This window comes from Streptomyces sp. YKOK-I1, from assembly GCF_054660435.1.
The window spans coordinates 1,533,352-1,550,014 of the sequence record NZ_BAAGDR010000001.1; the positions used below are offsets into that span (position 1 = coordinate 1,533,352).

Genomic DNA, 16,663 nt, shown 5'->3' on the forward strand with positions numbered 1-16,663 from the left:
GTCCCTGCCCCCGAGCTCCGGTGATCGCCGCCGGGCGCCCCGGAAGTGGAGGACGGTGGATGTTCGCCCTGCTCGTGGTGCGACTGACGGGACTGGACGCGGGATCCGTGTTCGCGGTTCCCGCGGTGCTCTTCCCGTACGGCGCCGCGCTGAGCGTTCTGCTGCTGGTGGCGGTGCTCGCCGTGCCCGCCCTGCGCTCCCGCCGGACGGTGGCCGTGGTCGCGCTGCTGGCGGTCGCACAGGTCGCCGTGCTGGTGCCCCGCTTCCTGCCCGATGAGCGGCATGTCCCGGCCGGGGCGGCCGAGTTGCGGGTGGCCACGCTCAACGCGCATGTCGGCGGGGCCGATCCGCGGGCGGTGCTGCGACTGGTGCGGGCCGAGCGGATCGACGTACTGGCCGTGCAGGAGCTGACCCGGGACGGGGTCGCGGCGTTCGCCGAGGCGGGACTGGGCCGGCTGCTGCCCCACCAGGAACTCCACCCCGAGAACGACTCCTCGCTCTACTCACGGCTGCCGCTGACCCATGCCGGCCCGCTGGACGCCGGCACCACCTGGCCGCAGACCACCGCGGAGGTGACCGTGGGCGGCCGGACCGTCCGTCTGGTGGCCGTCCACACGTACTACCCGCTCGGCGACGCCGGCCGCTGGACACGGGACTTCACCGCCCTCACCTCCGTCGCCCGGGACAGCGGCCCGGACACCGTCCTCCTGGGCGACTTCAACGCCTCCCTCGACCAATCGCCGATGCGCTCCCTGCTCGCGGCGGGACTCACGGACACGCACGCCGAACCGGGCCACGGCTGGGCCCGCACCTGGCCCGCCGACAGGGCGCCGCTCCCGCCCCTGGTCCAGCTCGACCACGTGCTGCACGGCCCGGGCCTGACGGGGGTCGCGGTCGGCGAACGGACGCTCCCGGGCACGGACCACCGGGCGGTGGTCGCGGTGCTGGCGGTACGGCCCGCCGGATGAGGGGTCCGCCCGGCAGGCGCTCGCAGTCCGTCTCGTACCAAAGGTCCCGACAGGCTCCCCGGGAGACGGTTTGCCGTTCTCCCGACCTGTTTTCGGCGATTCGTAGCCGAATTCGCCAAACAGTTGAGCGATTGTCGTCCGCTCTTCACTCTTTCCCTGTCAAGTGCCCGGCGGCCAGGCCTCGGGCCCCCCGCTGCGGAAGCGAGTCGAGCATGGTGCGTGTCCGTGCGTCCCTGTCCCGGTTGCCCGCCTACGTCCCGGGCCGCAAGCTGCCCGGGGCCGTGGTGCTGGCCAGCAACGAATCCCCGCACGGGCTGCTGCCGGGGGTGGCGGCGACCCTCGTGGAGTCCGCCGCCGGTGTGTCGCGGTACCCGGATCTGCACGCCTCCTCGCTGATCGGGGCGCTGGCCGCGCACCACGGGGTCGAGCCGGACCGGATCGCGGTGGGCGCGGGATCCTCCGAGGTGTGCGGGCAGTTGCTGCACACGGTCGTCGGTCCGGGCGACGAGGTGGTCTTCGGCTGGCGGTCCTTCGAGGCGTACCCGATCCTCACCGCGGTCGCGGGCGGTACCGCGGTGCGGGTGCCGCTGCGGGACGAGGCACTGGACCTCGACGCGATGGCGGCGGCGGTCACCGCCCGGACCCGGCTGGTGTTCGTGTGCAACCCGAACAACCCGACCTCCACGGCGATCGGCGCGCGGGCGCTGACCGCGTTCGCCGACCGGGTGCCGCGGGACGTGCTGATCGTGGTCGACGAGGCCTACCGGGAGTACGCCGATCCGGCGCGGGTCCCCGACGGGCTGGCGCTGCTCGGCGACCGGCCGAACGTGGCCGTGCTGCGGACCTTCTCGAAGGCGTACGGCCTGGCGGGCCTGCGGGTCGGCTACTGCGTCGCGCCGCCCGGGATCGCCGGGCACGTACGGCGGGCGCAGGTGCCGTTCAGCGTCAGCGGGCTCGCCCAGCGGGCCGCCGTGGTGGCGCTCGGCGAGCGGGCGGAGGTCGCCCGGCGGGCCGCCCTCACGGTCGCCGAACGCGACCGGGTCGCCGGGCGGCTGCGGGAACTCGGCCACGACGTGCCGGACTCCGAGGCCAACTTCGTCTGGCTGCCGCTCGGCGCGGACAGCGGCGACTTCGCCCTGCACTGCGCGGACGGGAAGGTCATGGTCCGCCCGTTCCCCGGCGAGGGCGTGCGGGTCACGATCGGGCTGCCGGAGGAGAACGACGCCCTGCTCGCGCTCGCGGCGAGCTGGAGAGGCTGACGGCCGTGCGCCCCGGTCCCTACGAACGCCACCGCGAGCTGCTGCACGGCATGGTCCGCGCACTGGCGGCCGGTGAGTGCAGGCGCCCCTTCACGGAGGCGACCGGCCAGGACGCGGCCGACGCGGGCATGAGGTCGACCCGCACCGCGGGCAAGGTGTTCCACTCGCTGCTGGGGCGGCCCTTCGAGCTGGGGCAGCCCGGCGAGGCCGGACGGGTGCGCACGGAGTCCTCGCCGTACGGCGTCGGGCCGGCCGTCTCCTATCCGCGCTGCGAGCCCGCCGAGCTGGTCACGGCGGCCGGGCGGGCGGCGGCCGACTGGCGGGCCGCCGGGCCGGGCAGGCGCGCGGAGCTCGCCGTGGAGATCCTGCGCCTGCTCAACACCCGCAGCCACGAGCTGGCCCTGGCGGTGCACCACACGACCGGCCAGACCCTCCAGGCGGCGTTCCGCGCCGCCGGACCGCGCGCCCAGGACCGGGCCCTGGAGGCGGTGGCCCGGGCCTTCGCCGAGTGCGAGCGCGTCCCGGCGGATCTGCGCTGGGAGAGCGCCGTACGGGGCGGTCGGCCGCGTGCGCTGCGGGGCACCTGCACCCTGGTGCCCCGGGGGCTGTCGCTGCTGGTCGGCTGTCCCGACTTCCCGCTCTGGAACGGCTGGCCGGGCCTGTTCGCGAGCCTGGTGACCGGCAACCCGGTGATCGTGGCCCCGCATCCGCGCGCGGTGCTGCCGCTGGCGATCACGGTGCGGGTCGCCCGTCAGGTGCTGGCACAGGCCGGGCACTCCCCGGACCTGGTGAGCCTGGCGGTGGCGGAGCCGGAGCGGCGGGTGCACCGGCGGCTGGCCACGGACCCGGCGGTGCGCATCGTCGACTTCACCGGCTCGGGGCGCTTCGCGGACTGGCTGGAGCGGCACGCCCGGCAGGCGGTGGTGTTCGCCGACCGGACGGGGCTGAACACCGTGCTCGTGGACTCCACCGACGACTACCGGGGACTGGTGCGCGGGCTCGCCCTGGCCGCGTGTCTGTGTCCGGGCACGGTGCGCACCACCCCGCAGAACATCCTGGTCCCGGAGCGCGGCTTCGCCACCGACGAGGGGCACCGGACGCTGCGCGACCTCGGGGCCGACCTCGGTGACGCCGTGGACCGGCTGCTCGGGCATCCCGCCCGGGCGGCGCGGCTGCTGGGGGCGGCCTCCGGCGAGGAGGTCCGGGCCGCCCTGGCGGAGGCCGCCCGCTGCGGGCCGGTCCTGCACGCCTCCGCCCCCGTGGCCCACCCGGACCATCCGCGGGCCGAGCTGCGCGGCCCGCTGCTGGTGCGGCTGCGCGCCGCGGACGAGCGGGTCTACACCCGCGAGTGGCCCGGTCCCGTCACCTTCCTGGTGGGCACGGAGTCGGCCTCGCACGGTCTGGACCTGCTGCGCCGCACGGTGGGGCGGCACGGCGCGCGGTACGCCTCGGTGCACTCCACCGATCCGCTGGTGCTGGCGGCGGCCGAGACGGCGGCGCTGGACGCGGGGGTGCATCTGGTGGAGAACCTCGACGACCTGCCCGCCGACCCGTCCTCGGCCTTCGCCGACCTGCCGGGATCGGGCGCCGACTTCATCACCGGGCGGTTCCGGGTGGTGCGCTCGCGGCGGCACGCGCCGCCGACGGTGCCGGCCCGCCTCGGCGTCGCCGCCGAGCTGGTCGACGTATGACCGCCGTGGGGGTCAGTCGGTCCAGGTGGCGCCGCGCCCGCGCACCTCGTCGAAGACCAGCCAGGTGCGGGTGGAGCGCACCCCGGGCACCGCGTGGATGCTCTCCAGGACCACCTTGCGCAGGGTCAGGTTGTCGGGGGCGCGCACCAGCACCAGGGCGTCGAAGTCGCCCGTGACCAGGGCCACATGCTCGACGAAGGGGATCGCGCGCAGTGCGCGGGAGATGTCCCGCCAGGCGTTCTGCTCGATGCTCATCGTGACGTAGGCGCTGGTGCCGAGGCCGGCCCGCTGGGGGTTGAGCTGCGCGGTGAAGCCGGTGATGACGTCCTCGGCGACGAGCCGGCCGATCCGGGTGTAGGCGTTGGCCCGGGAGATGTGCACCTGTTCGGCGAGCGCGCGGACCGAGATACGGCCGTCCTCGAGGAGGCGGCTCAGGATCTGCCGGTCGATGTCGTCGAGCGGGACGGCAGTTCGTCCGGCCATCGACACCGGCGGCGAGGTTTCTTCGGACACATTGTCCTCCCAGGCGCTTCGATCCGGCAGTTCATCGCCGGTTCGACCGAGCTATTGAACACATATTCCGCGATGCCCACCATTCTCCTGTCAAGTGTCCAGAGCAAGAGTGTCCAGAGAAAGCGAGTGCCCTCCATGTCCGTGAAGAGCCTCCGCCAGACGGTGCAGGGCCTGCTGCCGTCGCCGGCACCGGTGCGGTTCGTGGCCGAGGACGGCACCCCCGTCGCCAGGCCGCCCGCCGACTACCCGGAGCCTGCGCTCGAGACCCTGCGCGAGGCCTGGCGGCGGATGGTCCTGGGCCGCCGCTTCGACACCCAGGCGACCGCGCTGACCAAGCAGGGCCGCCTCGCCGTGTATCCCTCCAGCCGGGGCCAGGAGGCCTGTCAGGTCGGCGCGGTGCTGGCGCTGCGCCCGGACGACTGGCTGTTCCCGACCTACCGCGACTCGGTCGCCCTGGTGACCCGCGGCATCGAGCCGGTCGAGGTGCTGACCCTGCTGCGCGGCGACTGGCACTGCGGCTACGACCCCGCCGCCACCCGGGTCGCCCCGCAGTGCACCCCGCTGGCCACCCAGGTGCTGCACGCGACCGGCATGGCCGAGTCCCTGCGCCGCAGGGGCGCGGACGGGGTCGCGATGGCGCTGATCGGCGACGGCGCCACCAGTGAGGGCGACTTCCACGAGGCGCTGAACTTCGCCGCCGTGTTCCGCGCGCCGGTCGTGTTCCTCGTGCAGAACAACCGGTACGCGATCTCGGTGCCGCTGGCCCGGCAGACCGCGGCGCCCGCGCTGGCGTACAAGGGCATCGGCCACGGGGTGCGCTCCGAGCAGGTCGACGGCAACGACGCGGTCGCGGTGCTGGCGGTACTGGGCGCGGCCGTCGCGCACGCCCGCGCCGGGCGGGGCCCCGTCCTCGTCGAGGCCCACACCTACCGCATGGACGCGCACACCAACGCCGACGACGCGACCCGCTACCGCGAGGACGAGGAGGTGGAGCGGTGGCGGGCCGCCGACCCGGTCGACCGCCTGGAGAGGTATCTGCGCTCACGCGGCGCGCTCACCGACGCCGAGGTGGCGGCGCTGCGGGAGGAGGCCGAGGAACTGGCGGCGCGCCTTCGGGACGGCATGAACGCGGACTCCGTGCTCGACCCGCTGGAGCTGTTCGACCACGTCTACGCCGAACCCACCCCGCAACTGCGCGAACAGCGCGACCGGCTGGCGGCCGAGCTCGCCGCAGCCGCCCAGGACCAGGAGGACTGACGACCATGGCCAAGGTCACGATGGCGCAGGCGCTCAACACCGCCCTGCGCGACGCGCTCGGCGAGGACGAACGGGTCCTCGTCTTCGGGGAGGACGTCGGCACGCTCGGCGGGGTCTTCCGGATCACCGACGGGCTGACCCGCGACTTCGGCGAGGAGCGCTGCTTCGACACCCCGCTCGCGGAGGCCGGCATCGTCGGGCTGGCAGTCGGCATGGCGATGGGCGGGTTCCGGCCCGTGGTCGAGATGCAGTTCGACGCCTTCGCCTACCCGGCCTTCGAGCAGATCGCCTCGCATGTCGCCAAGACCCGCAACCGCACCCGGGGCCGGATCGGTCTGCCGATGGTGATCCGCATCCCGTACGCGGGCGGGATCGGCGGGGTGGAGCACCACTGCGACTCCAGCGAGGCGTACTACGCGCACACCCCGGGCCTGAAGGTGGTCACCCCGGCCACCGCCGAGGACGCGTACTGGCTGCTGCGGGACGCGATCGCGGACCCCGATCCGGTGGTCTTCCTGGAGCCGAAGAAGCTGTACTGGTCGCGCGAGGAGGCCGGTCTGGAGACCCGCGGCGCGCCGCCGTTCGGGCGGGCGGCGGTCCGGCGGGCGGGCCGGGACGCCACGCTCGTCGCCTACGGCCCGTCGGTCCCGGTGGCGCTGGCCGCGGCGGAGGCCGCCGCCGAGGACGGCATCGAGCTGGAGGTCGTGGACCTGCGCACGCTGGTGCCCTTCGACGACGGGACCGTCGTGGAGTCGGTGCGCCGGACCGGGCGCTGTGTGGTCGTCCAGGAGGCCCAGGGCTTCGCCGGGGTCGGCGCGGAGATCGCCGCTCGCGTGCAGGAGCGCTGCTTCCACTCGCTCGCCGCGCCCGTGCTGCGGGTGACCGGCTTCGACATCCCGTATCCGCCGCCGAAGCTGGAGCACGCGCATCTGCCGGGCGTCGACCGCGTCCTCGACACGGTCGACCGCCTCCAGTTCACCGACGAGCCCGACACCCGGCATCTGCCGAAGGAGGTGGCCGCATGACCACCGCGACGCTGCAGGAACAGCAGTTCAGACTGCCCGACCTCGGGGAGGGGCTGACCGAGGCGGAGATCGTCGAATGGAAGGTCGCCGTCGGCGACACCGTCACGATCGACCAGGTCGTGGTCGAGGTGGAGACCGCGAAGGCCGCCGTCGAGGTACCGGTGCCGTACGCCGGGACGGTACTGCGTCTGCACGCCGAGGCGGGGACGGCCCTGGCGGTGGGGGCGGTGCTGATCACGGTGGGCCCCGCGGCACCCGCACCGGGCGGGGCCGCCGCCGAGCGCCGTCGCGAGGAGGAGCGGGCCGGATCCGGCAACGTCCTGATCGGGTACGGCACCGGGCACGACCCGGCACCACGCCGTCGCCGCCGCCGCGTCGGCGCTACGGCGATCAGCGCACCGTCGGCCGGGAGCGCACCGTCGGCCTGCTCGGCGCCCGTCGCCGGCACGGCGCCCGAGGCCGGCTCGGCGCAGGCGGTCGGCACGGCACCCGTCGCCGGCACGGCACCCGTCGCCGGCACGGCGCCCGAGGCCGGCTCGGCGCAGGCGGTCGGCACGGCACCCGTCGCCGGCACGGCGCCCGAGGCCGACTCGGCGCAGGTGGTCGGCACGGCGCAGGCGGTCGGCACGGCGCCGGTGGCCGGTCCCGCGTCCCCGAGCGAGCCGCACGCCCCCCGCGTCATCTCCCCGCTCGTGCGGAGGCTCGCCCGGGACCACGGCGTCGACCTCACCGCGCTGGTGCCGTCCGGCCCCGCCGGAGTCGTCCTGCGGCGGGACGTGGAACAGGCCCTGGCCGAGCGGGTGCCGGTGCCCGCGGTGGAGCAGCCCTCCGGAGGGCCCACCCGTATCCCGCTCCGGGGCGTGCGCAAGGCCGTCGCCGACAAGCTCTCCCGCAGCCGCGCCGAGATCCCCGACGCCACCACCTGGGTCGACGTGGACGCGACCGGGCTGCTCCAGGCCAAGAAGGCGCTGGAGAACGCCGAACCCGGCCGCCGGGTGAGTCTGTTGGCCCTGCTGGCCCGGATCTGTGTCGCCGGTCTGAGCCGCCACCCGGAACTCAACTCGGCGGTGGACACCGAGCGTCGGGAGATCCTGCGGTACGACGAGGTGCACCTGGGCTTCGCCGCCCAGACCGAACGCGGGCTCGTCGTCCCGGTCGTCCGTGACGCCCACCGGCTGACGACGGTCCAACTCTCCCAGGAGCTGGCCCGGTTGACCGAACTGGCGCGGGCCGGGACCCTGCCGCCCGACCGCCTGACCGGGGGCACCTTCACCCTGAACAACTACGGCGTGTTCGGGGTCGACGGCTCCACGCCGATCATCAACCATCCCGAGGCGGCGCTCCTCGGCGTGGGCCGGATCATCGACAAGCCCTGGGTGGTGGACGGCGAGCTGACCGTCCGCAAGGTCACCCAGCTCTCGCTCAGCTTCGACCACCGGGTCTGCGACGGCGGCACCGCCGGCGGCTTCCTTCGGTTCGTGGCCGACTGCGTGGAACGCCCGGCGATCCTGCTCGCCGACGTCTGACTCCTTCCCGCCTCCCGTCCCGATCCGCATCCCGACTTCACATGAGGAGAACGCCGATGTCCGCCGAGGTGTATCTGATCGACGGGGCCCGTACCCCACAGGGCCGCTACGGCGGTGCGCTGGCCTCCGTACGCCCCGACGACCTGGCCGCTCTCGTCGTCGGCGAGGCCGTACGGCGGGCCGGGATCCCCGGCGAGGCCGTGGACGAGGTGGTCCTCGGTGCCGCGAACCAGGCCGGTGAGGACAACCGGGACGTGGCGCGGATGGCCGCCCTGCTGGCCGGGCTGCCGCACACCGTGCCCGGGTACACCGTGAACCGGCTGTGCGCCTCCGGACTCACGGCGGTCGCGTCCGCCGCGCAGTCCGTCCGGGCCGGTGAGGCGGACCTGGTGGTGGCGGGCGGGGTCGAGTCGATGACCCGGGCGCCCTGGGTCATGGCCAAGCCGGGCACGCCCTGGGCGCGGCCGGGCGAGGTCCACGACACCTCGCTGGGCTGGCGGTTCACCAACCCCCGTTTCCCCGCCACGACGACGCTGTCGATGGGGGAGACCGCGGAGGAGGTCGCCGACCTGGAGGGCGTCACCCGGCTGGAGGCGGACTCCTTCGCGCTGCGCAGCCACCGGCGCGCGGTGGCCGCGCGGCAGGCGGGCCGGTTCACCGCGGAGATCGTCCCGGTGCCGGTGGCGGAGGGGGAGGTGACCGAGGACGAGGGGCCGCGCCCGGCGACCACGCTGGAGCGACTGGGCGCGCTGCGCCCGGTCTTCCGCGCGGGCGGGATCGTCACCGCGGGCAACTCCTCGCCCCTGTCCGACGGGGCCGCCGCCCTGGTGGTGGCGAGCGCGGCGGCGGTGGAGCGGTACGGGCTCACGCCCCGGGCCCGGGTGGTCACCGCCGCCTCTGCCGGGGTGGAGCCGCGGCTCATGGGGCTCGGTCCGGTTCCGGCGACCGCCCTGGCGCTGGAGCGGGCCAGCTGGACGACCGGCGACCTGGACGCGATCGAGCTGAACGAGGCGTTCGCCGCGCAGGCCCTCGCGGTCGTACGGCGGCTGAAGCTGGACCCGGAGCTGGTCAACGCCGACGGCGGCGCGATCGCCCTCGGCCATCCCCTGGGTTGCTCGGGCACCCGCATCCTGCTGACCCTGCTCGGCCGGCTGGAGCGGGAGGGCGGCCGGCGGGGCCTGGCGACGCTGTGCGTCGGGGTCGGGCAGGGTGTGGCGATGCTCGTGGAGCGCGTATGAGCACCGGGGAGGACACGGCGTACGGGACGCTGGTGGTCGAGGAGCGGGCGGACCGGGTGGTGGTCACCCTGAGCCGGCCGGACGCCCGGAACGCCATCAGCGGCCGGATGATCGCCGAACTGCACCGGGTGTGCGAGGAGGTGGAGCGCACGCCGAAGCTGCTGCTGCTCACCGGGCACGGCGGGGTGTTCGCGGGCGGCGCCGACATCGCGGAGCTGCGGCGACGCGGCCGGGACGAGGCGCTGCAGGGCATCAACAGCCGGCTGTTCGAGCGGGTGCGCCGACTGCCCCTGCCGACCGTGGCCGCCGTGCCGGGCTGGGCGCTGGGCGGCGGCGCCGAGCTGGCGTACGCCTGCGACCTCAGGATCGCCGGTCCGGACGCGGTGTTCGGCAACCCCGAGCCGGGCCTCGGCATCCTCGCCGCGGCCGGGGCGTGCTGGCGGCTGCGTGAGCTGGTGGGCGAGTCGGTGGCCAAGCAGGTGCTGCTCGCCGGCCGCACCCTCGACGCCCGGGCGGCGCTCGGCTGCGGGCTGGTGCTGGACGTCGTACCGGCGGACCGGCTGCTCGACGAGGCGCATGCGCTGCTGGACCGGATGGCGCGTTCCTCGGCGCTCGCGCTGCGGCTCACCAAGCTCGTGACCGATGCCTCGGGGGCGCATCCCGTGGCAGACGACCTGGCGCAGGCGGTGCTGTTCGAGAGCCCCGGCAAGCGGGAGCGCATGACGCGGTTCCTGGAGAAGAAGGGAGGCCGGGCATGACCTCGGCTCCGACTCCGCCCCCGGTGGTGGGGGTGATCGGCGGCGGCCGGATGGGCGCCGGTGTGGCACAGTCCTTCGCGGCCGCCGGTTCCCGCGTGGTCGTCGTGGAACGCGACGGCGGCGCGGCGGCGGCCGCGCTGGAGCGGATCGCGCGGGGCCTCGGGAAGGCGGCCGAGCGCGGGGCGCCCGCCGTCGCGCCGGATCTCGGTGTGCCGGACCGGGTCACGGTGGTGTCCGCGGTCTCCGGGCTGCCCCACGGCTGCGACCTGGTCGTCGAGGCGGTCCCCGAGGACGCCGCGCTCAAGGCGGAGGTGCTCGCCGCCGCCGAGCGGGTGGTGCACGACGGCTGTGTGCTGGCGAGCAACACCAGCTCGCTGTCGGTCACCGAGCTCGCGGCGGTGCTGAAGCACCCCGGGCGCTTCCTCGGGATGCACTTCTTCAATCCCGTGCCCGTGTCCGCCCTCGTCGAACTGGTCCTCGCGCCCGGCACCGGCGCCGGGACACTCGACGCGGCGATCGGCTGGACGCACGCCCTCGGCAAACAGGACGTCGTGGTGCGGGACTCCCCCGGTTTCGCCAGCAGCCGGCTCGGGCTCGCCCTCGGTCTGGAGGCGATCCGCATGGTCGAGGAGGGGGTCGCCGACCCGGAGGCCATCGACACGGCCATGCGGCTCGGCTACCGGCATCCGATGGGGCCGTTGCGCCTGACCGACGTGGTGGGCCTCGACGTACGGCTCGCCATCGCCGAGCATCTGCACGCCACGCTCGGCGAACGCTTCGCACCGCCGCGGCTGCTGCGCGAGAAGGTCGCCCGCGGCGAACTGGGCCGCAAGAGCGGCCGGGGCTTCCACCGCTGGTGAACACCGGACGCCTTCTGCCGGTCAGAGGCCGAGGTGCCGGAGGGCGCGGGCCGTGTGACCGCGCAGGGAGCGGGACCAGCCCGGGACGCTGCCGGGGACCTCGGCGGCGTCGGCGTGGACGAGGATCGTCAGGGCCTCGTCCGGCAACAGCGCCGTCGGGTGGCGGCGGGCCGTCGCGACGGCCGCGGTGAGGCGGACCGGTGTGTCCGGGGAGTCCAGGCACCCGGTCAGCGTGGCGCGTTCGGCGGGGGTGAGGGGGCCGGGGAGGTGGGCCAGGGCGAGGTTGGCGGACGCCCTGGCGGGGGTGTGGTCGTGGGGGACGGCGGTGAGCGCCTCGGGCAGGCCGGGCAGCTGCGGGTACCAGACCGCCAGGGCCGCCGCGTGGGCCGTCACGGCGGGGTCGGGGTCGCAGAGCAGGGCGAGAAGGGATCCCGCACGGCGTTCGACCGCCCGGTAGGCGTCGGCGGCCCAGCGCAGGGCCACGGCGTCGGCCACGTCGGCGACGGAGTCGGGGTCCGGGTCGTCCTCCTCGTACAGGACGCGGATCACCGCCCGTTCGTCCTCGGGCCCGATCCGGTCGGCCTCGGCGAAGGCCTGCGCGGGGTCGAAGGGGAGCCGGTCGTCGGGCAGATCGCCGACGGCGACGGCGTGCAGGAGCCGCAGGACGGTGACCCGGTCCGGTGTTCCGGGGGTGTCGAGGAGAGTGACCAGGGGGGCGACGACATGGGCGCTCGCGGGCCAACGGGTGCCCTGGTGGTACACGTTGCCGCCGAGGGCCGACACGGCCGCGTGGCGGACCGCGGGATCGGGGTCCGCCAGCGCGGCCAGTTGCCCGGGGACGTCCGTCGCGCGGCCGTGGGCGTGGTGGAGGCGGCTCCAGTCGGGCGGGGGCGGGATGCTCACGGGGCCGGAGCCTACGCGCCCCTCAGGTGACGGGCAGTCCGTAGGCCCGGTCGAAGTGCTGGGCCACGAGGTGTCCGGCCCCGTCGCAGGAGAGCTGCCAGTCGTTGACGCCGGTCTCGCGGCCGTCGGTGAAGTTCCACAGCAGCCGGCCGGAGGCGGTGTCGATGGCGTAGAAGCCGTCCTTGTTCTCGTACGCCGGGACGTAGACGGCGTGCGCGCCGACCGCGATCGGGTGGGAGACGTTGAGGCGGGGCGTCTCGCAGAACCAGCGCCGGGTGCCGTTCGCCGCGTTGAAGGCGTGGACGCCGTACGGGTCGGTGCCGGTGGCGTAGACCGTGTTGCCGCCCGCCCCGAGGGAGGCGAACATGCCGCGCTCCGCCTTGGCCTGCCAGCGGATCTTCCCGCTGGGCAGGTCCAGGGCGATGAACTCGGAGCCGATGGCGAACACGGTCCGGCCGAGCACCGCCAGCCCGGGCCTGAGGTCGTAGCCGACATGGTGCCGCCAGCGCAGGGTGCCGCCGTCGGTGTTGCGCACCGCGACGTTGCGCAGTCCGTCGGCGTAGACGAAGTATTCGGAGGTGATGACGGGCTGCAGGGGGATGCCGACGTCCTCGGGGTCGATGGGGATGACGAGGGCCTGGCGGGTCCTCAGGTCGACGCCGAAGACGGTGCTGGTGGAGGTCGCCACGCCCTGCTCGCCGGACCGGCGGTGCAGACTGGCGCCGAGGACCGAGACGGCGTAGTCGTCGTAGCTGCCCAGCAGCTGGTCGAACTGGTAGTCCTCGCCGAAGTCGAGGGTGAACTTCTCGGTGCCGCTGGCCGGGTCGACGCCGATCAGGGTCGACCCCGTCCCGCCGAGCGCGACCGCGGCGTCGTACGTCAGCATGACGGGCGTGGGCGAGAGGCTGATGCCCTGGTAGACCCACTTGGGCCGGGCGCCGTTCGTCACGTCGAGGCAGATCATCGTGCCGGGACGGGTCTTGAGCAGGGCCAGGCCGTTCTGGAAGACGGCCGGCGCCTGGAGCAGCGGGCCGCCCCGGAAGACCCAGGCCGGTTCGGGGGCCGGGCCGGCCGGACCCACCACCGGTCCGTCCGGCTCTCTTCGCGCGGCCACGACGGCGGCGCCCCCGATGAGGGCCGTGCCGACCGTCGCCGCCGCGGCGAGGAGGGTGCGCCGGGAGACCCGGGAGCGGGTGCGGGCGCGGTGCGGGGTGGGGGTGGCGGAACGTTCCGGCGCGGGGGTGTCCGCCCCTCCCCGTGATCCTGCCCGCACCGGGTCGAACGCCGTCGTCCGGCCCGGCCGCTCCTGCGGTCGCCGTCCGGGGCCGCGGGGTTCCGCCTCCCGCGGCTCGGTGGCGAGGGCTCCGGCGCCGTCCGCGCGGTCGGCCCCGTCGCGCGGCTCCCCCAGGCCGGCGGGACCGGGTGTGCCGCTCCCGCCGTGGCCGGCACCGGCGGCAGCGCCGCCCTGCTCACCGGCGACGGCGGTGTCGTACGCCGACCAGCCCACCGTCGCATAGGCCGATCCGCGCCGGCCGGACGCGTAGGACTCCGGCTCGGGCACGTCGGCGGAGGCGGCCGGTTCCGCGGCCCCCGCTCCGTCGGGCTCGCCCGCACCACGGGCCAGGTCCGTCGCGATCGCCCGGCGCTCCGCGAGTGCCGCGGCCGCCCGGCGTGCGGCGATCATGTCGGCCACCGACCGCGGCAACCACCCCTCGGTCAGCACCTGCTCGGCGCCGCCGGGCGCGCAGGCGGCGGAGAGCCGGTCGGGGTCGATCCGCAGGGCCGGGTCCTTGGCGTGACAGAGGCTGATGATCTTGTCGAGCGGCTCGGGCACCTGGGTCAGATCGGCCGAGCTGTGCACCACCTGGTAGAGCAGCGCGGCTCCGGCGGCCCCACCGAAGGGCGGGTGGCCGGACGCGGCGAACGCGAGCACCGAGCCGAGACAGAAGACGTCCCCCTCCGGTCCCATCTGCTCCCCGGTGGCCTGCTCGGGGCACATGTAGTCGAGCGAGCCGAACAGGGAGCCGTCGCCGGTGAGTTCATAGCCGTCCCGGGCGCGGACGATGCCGAAGTCGATGACGCGCGGGCCGTCGGCGGCCAGCAGCACGTTGGACGGTTTGAGGTCGCGGTGCACCAGCCCCTCGGCGTGCACCGCGATGAGCGCCTCGGCGATCCCGGCGCCCAGCGCGAGGACCGTCTCCACCGGCAGCGGCCCGTGTTCGGCGACCGCCTCGGCGACGGTGGGGCCGGCCACGTAGGCGGTGGCGAGCCAGGGCGTCTCGGCGTCCGGCGCGGCGTCCAGCACCGGTGCCGTGTAGACACCGCCGACCGCCGCCGCGGCGGCCACCTCACGGCGGAAGCGGATGCGGAAGTTCCTGTCCTCGGCCATCTCGGGCCGGATGACCTTGACCGCGACGGTACGGCCGTCCGCGGATCGCGCCAGATAGACCCGGCCCATGCCGCCCGAGCCCAGCCGCGCCAAAAGGCGGTAGGGCCCTAGCTGCTCGGGGTCTTCTGGGCGCAGTGATCTCATGCCCTCGGCCGCCTGTTCTGATGATGGCGGGCGGGTGTCCCGCCCACGCTGCGGGGGAAGGCCCTGTGGGGGGTCTGGCACCAGACTAGAGGCAGGAGAGGCGGACGGGAGCGACTCGTTCCGCTGTCCGCCGCCTGCCCGGAGGCAGGAGCGAGCCCGGTCCGCCGCTTCCCGAAAGCAATATGACGCAACGTCAGAGGTCGGGTGACACGTGCTTGCGCTGCGGGAACAGTGCGCGATGAGCAACAAGTGCAGCATGAAGCCACTTGCTCCGGCATAGACGTCGGATGTGTTGAAGGTCACCTTGGCGCAGACTCACCCACCGGGCCGCCGCACGGAAGGGCGCCGCCGTCATCCGCGGGGCCAGAAATCCCGCCGCACCCCCTTGCCAAACGGATAGCAGCCGCCCACGATGGGGCAACTCGTTTGACCCAAAACGAACTCCCATCCCTCCCCGTCCCCCGACAGGTGATCCGAGTGGACAGTCAGACGGCGGTCGCCCCGCACTCCGCGCACGATTCCTCCACCGCAGGCAGGCTCAAGCCCGACTCGCTCGGCGTCCTGGGCATCCTGTTCTTCGTCCTCTCCGCCCAGGCACCGCTGACCGGCATCGCCGGCGCGGTCCCCATCGCCATCGCCATCGGCAACGGGGCCGGCGCCCCCGCCGCGTATGTCGCGGCCGGTGTCGTGGTCCTGCTCTTCTCCATCGGCTTCGTCGCCATGGGCCGCCATGTCGTGGACGCCGGCGCCTTCTACACCTACATCGGCAGGGGCCTCGGCCGCACGACCGGCTCCGGCAGCGCCGGGGTGGCCCTCTTCGCCTACTGCGCGGTCCAGGCCGCCATGTACGGGCTCTACGGCGCCACCGTGAGCGCCCTGGTCGACCACTACGCCGACGTCCACGTCGACTGGTGGGTGTGGACGCTGGTCACCATGGTGATCGTCCAGTTCCTCGGCGCCTGCGGCATCGAGATGGGCGCCAAGGTGCTCACCGTGTTCGTCCTCGCCGAGTTCAGCATCCTCATCGCCTTCGCGCTGGTCACCCTGTTCAAGGGCGGCGGCCCCGAGGGGCTCGGCATCGGCGACAGCTTCTCCGCGCACGCCGCGCTCCAGGGCGCTCCCGGCGTGGCGCTGATGTTCGCCGTGGCGTCGATGTTCGGTTTCGAGGCCACCGCCATCTACGGCGAGGAGGCGCGGGAGCCGAAGAAGACCGTCCCGCGCGCCACCTATCTCTCGGTCGCCGTGGTCACCGGCTTCTTCGCCTTCACCTCGTGGATGCTGGTCTCCGCGCACGGCGCGTCCAAGGTCACCGACGAGGCGGGCAAGGCGCTGTCTTCCGGCGACGCCACCTCCTTCGTCTTCGCCCCCATCACCGCCCAGTTCGGGTCCTGGGTCGGCGACGTGCTGCCCGTCCTGCTGGCGACCTCGCTGTTCGCGGGCATCCTCGCCTTCCACAACTCCGCCAACCGCTATCTGTTCTCGCTGGGCCGCGAGGGTCTGCTGCCGCACGGGCTGACCGCGCTCAACCGGCGCCACTCCCCTTGGGCGGCCGGCATCGTCCAGACGGTGATCGCGGCGGCGCTGGTGATGCCGTTCGCGGTCCTCGGCAAGGACCCGGTGCTGACGCTCTTCTCCTGGTTCAGCGGGGTCGCCGTGCTGGCCGCGATGCTGCTGTACTTCCTGACCTCGGTCGCCGTGATCGTCTTCTTCCGCCGCTCGGGTGCCGACACCCGGCTCTGGAACACGGTGATCGCCCCGGTGCTGGGCGCGCTCGGCGTCGCCGGGACGATCTGGCTGATCGTCCAGAACTTCAGCACGCTCATCGGCGGCGACCCGGCCACGGCCCTCTGGCTCCAGCTCACCGTCCCGGCCGTGCTCGTCCTGGGCGTGCTCCTGGCCCGGCTGACCCGGCGTCCGCCCGCCGCGGCAACCGCGCCCGTGACCGGTCCGGGCACCCCCGATTCCGGCGACCAGGAGGAGAACGGCTGATGACGGCCCCGCCCACGACGAGTTGCCACGTCGCCCCAAGGACCTGACCCCGTTCCCCCGGCACCACGTCGACGGGCGGGTAGGAGCCGGGCGGCGGGTCCACGTTCACCGCCGTCCCGCCCCGCGACGGCCAAGTACCGGCC

Annotated in this window: 13 protein-coding genes; 10 read left to right on the forward strand and 3 right to left on the reverse strand. The window is 74.4% G+C overall.

The features are described 5' to 3' along the window. The first annotated feature begins 59 nt into the window (after window positions 1–59). The 3 genes from ACYQ8Q_RS06285 to ACYQ8Q_RS06295 all read left to right on the forward strand — a co-directional run bounded on the left by ACYQ8Q_RS06285 (window position 60) and on the right by ACYQ8Q_RS06295 (window position 3,918). Window positions 60–968 (forward strand): endonuclease/exonuclease/phosphatase family protein, encoded by a 909-nt coding sequence (locus ACYQ8Q_RS06285; protein ID WP_460062657.1) that lies wholly within the window; start codon window positions 60–62, stop codon window positions 966–968. A 212-nt stretch (window positions 969–1,180) separates the two neighbouring features. Next, on the forward strand, window positions 1,181–2,227 hold the full coding sequence (locus tag ACYQ8Q_RS06290; RefSeq protein WP_460062659.1) for a histidinol-phosphate transaminase: 1,047 nt from the start codon (window positions 1,181–1,183) through the stop codon (window positions 2,225–2,227). Further along, the gene (locus ACYQ8Q_RS06295; RefSeq protein WP_460073194.1) at window positions 2,215–3,918 is read left to right on the forward strand and encodes an aldehyde dehydrogenase family protein; all 1,704 of its coding nucleotides are present in this window, start codon (window positions 2,215–2,217) and stop codon (window positions 3,916–3,918) included. Before ACYQ8Q_RS06290 ends, ACYQ8Q_RS06295 begins: the two co-directional genes overlap by 13 nt. Window positions 3,919–3,930: 12 nt before the next feature. Here the strand turns inward: ACYQ8Q_RS06295 and ACYQ8Q_RS06300 are convergent, their stop codons facing one another. Next, on the reverse strand, window positions 3,931–4,431 hold the full coding sequence (locus ACYQ8Q_RS06300; RefSeq protein WP_460062661.1) for an Lrp/AsnC family transcriptional regulator: 501 nt from the start codon (window positions 4,429–4,431) through the stop codon (window positions 3,931–3,933). A gap of 135 nt (window positions 4,432–4,566) precedes the next feature. On the opposite strand from ACYQ8Q_RS06300, the gene pdhA reads away from it, so the two are divergent. The 6 genes from pdhA to ACYQ8Q_RS06330 are packed head-to-tail and all read left to right on the forward strand — an operon-like array spanning window position 4,567 to window position 11,095. Continuing rightward, a complete protein-coding gene (gene pdhA, locus ACYQ8Q_RS06305) occupies window positions 4,567–5,688 on the forward strand; it encodes a pyruvate dehydrogenase (acetyl-transferring) E1 component subunit alpha (RefSeq protein ID WP_460062663.1) in 1,122 nt (373 codons plus the stop codon). A 5-nt stretch (window positions 5,689–5,693) separates the two neighbouring features. Beyond that, on the forward strand, window positions 5,694–6,713 hold the full coding sequence (locus ACYQ8Q_RS06310; protein WP_460062664.1) for an alpha-ketoacid dehydrogenase subunit beta: 1,020 nt from the start codon (window positions 5,694–5,696) through the stop codon (window positions 6,711–6,713). Beyond that, the gene (locus ACYQ8Q_RS06315; RefSeq protein WP_460062666.1) at window positions 6,710–8,239 is read left to right on the forward strand and encodes a dihydrolipoamide acetyltransferase family protein; all 1,530 of its coding nucleotides are present in this window, start codon (window positions 6,710–6,712) and stop codon (window positions 8,237–8,239) included. The genes ACYQ8Q_RS06310 and ACYQ8Q_RS06315 overlap by 4 nt, the downstream gene beginning before the upstream one ends. Before the next feature lie 56 nt (window positions 8,240–8,295). Further along, window positions 8,296–9,477 (forward strand): thiolase family protein, encoded by a 1,182-nt coding sequence (locus ACYQ8Q_RS06320; protein ID WP_460062667.1) that lies wholly within the window; start codon window positions 8,296–8,298, stop codon window positions 9,475–9,477. Further along, window positions 9,474–10,235, forward strand: coding sequence for an enoyl-CoA hydratase/isomerase family protein (locus ACYQ8Q_RS06325; RefSeq protein ID WP_460062668.1), 762 nt, complete (start codon window positions 9,474–9,476; stop codon window positions 10,233–10,235). The genes ACYQ8Q_RS06320 and ACYQ8Q_RS06325 overlap by 4 nt, the downstream gene beginning before the upstream one ends. Continuing rightward, window positions 10,232–11,095, forward strand: coding sequence for a 3-hydroxyacyl-CoA dehydrogenase family protein (locus ACYQ8Q_RS06330; protein ID WP_460062669.1), 864 nt, complete (start codon window positions 10,232–10,234; stop codon window positions 11,093–11,095). Before ACYQ8Q_RS06325 ends, ACYQ8Q_RS06330 begins: the two co-directional genes overlap by 4 nt. 21 nt (window positions 11,096–11,116) lie before the next feature. Here the strand turns inward: ACYQ8Q_RS06330 and ACYQ8Q_RS06335 are convergent, their stop codons facing one another. Both ACYQ8Q_RS06335 and ACYQ8Q_RS06340 read right to left on the reverse strand, forming a co-directional pair. Next, the gene (locus ACYQ8Q_RS06335) at window positions 11,117–11,998 is read right to left on the reverse strand and encodes a hypothetical protein (RefSeq protein WP_460062670.1); all 882 of its coding nucleotides are present in this window, start codon (window positions 11,996–11,998) and stop codon (window positions 11,117–11,119) included. Window positions 11,999–12,020: 22 nt separating this feature from the next. Then, window positions 12,021–14,531, reverse strand: coding sequence for a protein kinase domain-containing protein (locus ACYQ8Q_RS06340; RefSeq protein ID WP_460062671.1), 2,511 nt, complete (start codon window positions 14,529–14,531; stop codon window positions 12,021–12,023). 477 nt (window positions 14,532–15,008) lie between these two features. On the opposite strand from ACYQ8Q_RS06340, the gene ACYQ8Q_RS06345 reads away from it, so the two are divergent. Beyond that, window positions 15,009–16,520: an APC family permease gene (locus ACYQ8Q_RS06345; protein ID WP_460062673.1), complete on the forward strand. Its 1,512-nt coding sequence runs from the start codon at window positions 15,009–15,011 to the stop codon at window positions 16,518–16,520. Window positions 16,521–16,663: the final 143 nt, after the last annotated feature.

What these genes read in the sequence shown, in the direction of transcription:
- ACYQ8Q_RS06285 (WP_460062657.1), top strand. Translation starts at nt 60, where the DNA reads ATGTTCGCCCTGCTCGTGGTGCGACTGACGGGACTGGACGCGGGATCC.
- ACYQ8Q_RS06290 (WP_460062659.1), top strand. Translation starts at nt 1,181, where the DNA reads ATGGTGCGTGTCCGTGCGTCCCTGTCCCGGTTGCCCGCCTACGTCCCG.
- pdhA (WP_460062663.1), top strand. Translation starts at nt 4,567, where the DNA reads ATGTCCGTGAAGAGCCTCCGCCAGACGGTGCAGGGCCTGCTGCCGTCG.
- ACYQ8Q_RS06310 (WP_460062664.1), top strand. Translation starts at nt 5,694, where the DNA reads ATGGCCAAGGTCACGATGGCGCAGGCGCTCAACACCGCCCTGCGCGAC.
- ACYQ8Q_RS06315 (WP_460062666.1), top strand. Translation starts at nt 6,710, where the DNA reads ATGACCACCGCGACGCTGCAGGAACAGCAGTTCAGACTGCCCGACCTC.
- ACYQ8Q_RS06320 (WP_460062667.1), top strand. Translation starts at nt 8,296, where the DNA reads ATGTCCGCCGAGGTGTATCTGATCGACGGGGCCCGTACCCCACAGGGC.
- ACYQ8Q_RS06325 (WP_460062668.1), top strand. Translation starts at nt 9,474, where the DNA reads ATGAGCACCGGGGAGGACACGGCGTACGGGACGCTGGTGGTCGAGGAG.
- ACYQ8Q_RS06330 (WP_460062669.1), top strand. Translation starts at nt 10,232, where the DNA reads ATGACCTCGGCTCCGACTCCGCCCCCGGTGGTGGGGGTGATCGGCGGC.
- ACYQ8Q_RS06340 (WP_460062671.1), bottom strand. Translation starts at nt 14,531, where the DNA reads ATGAGATCACTGCGCCCAGAAGACCCCGAGCAGCTAGGGCCCTACCGC.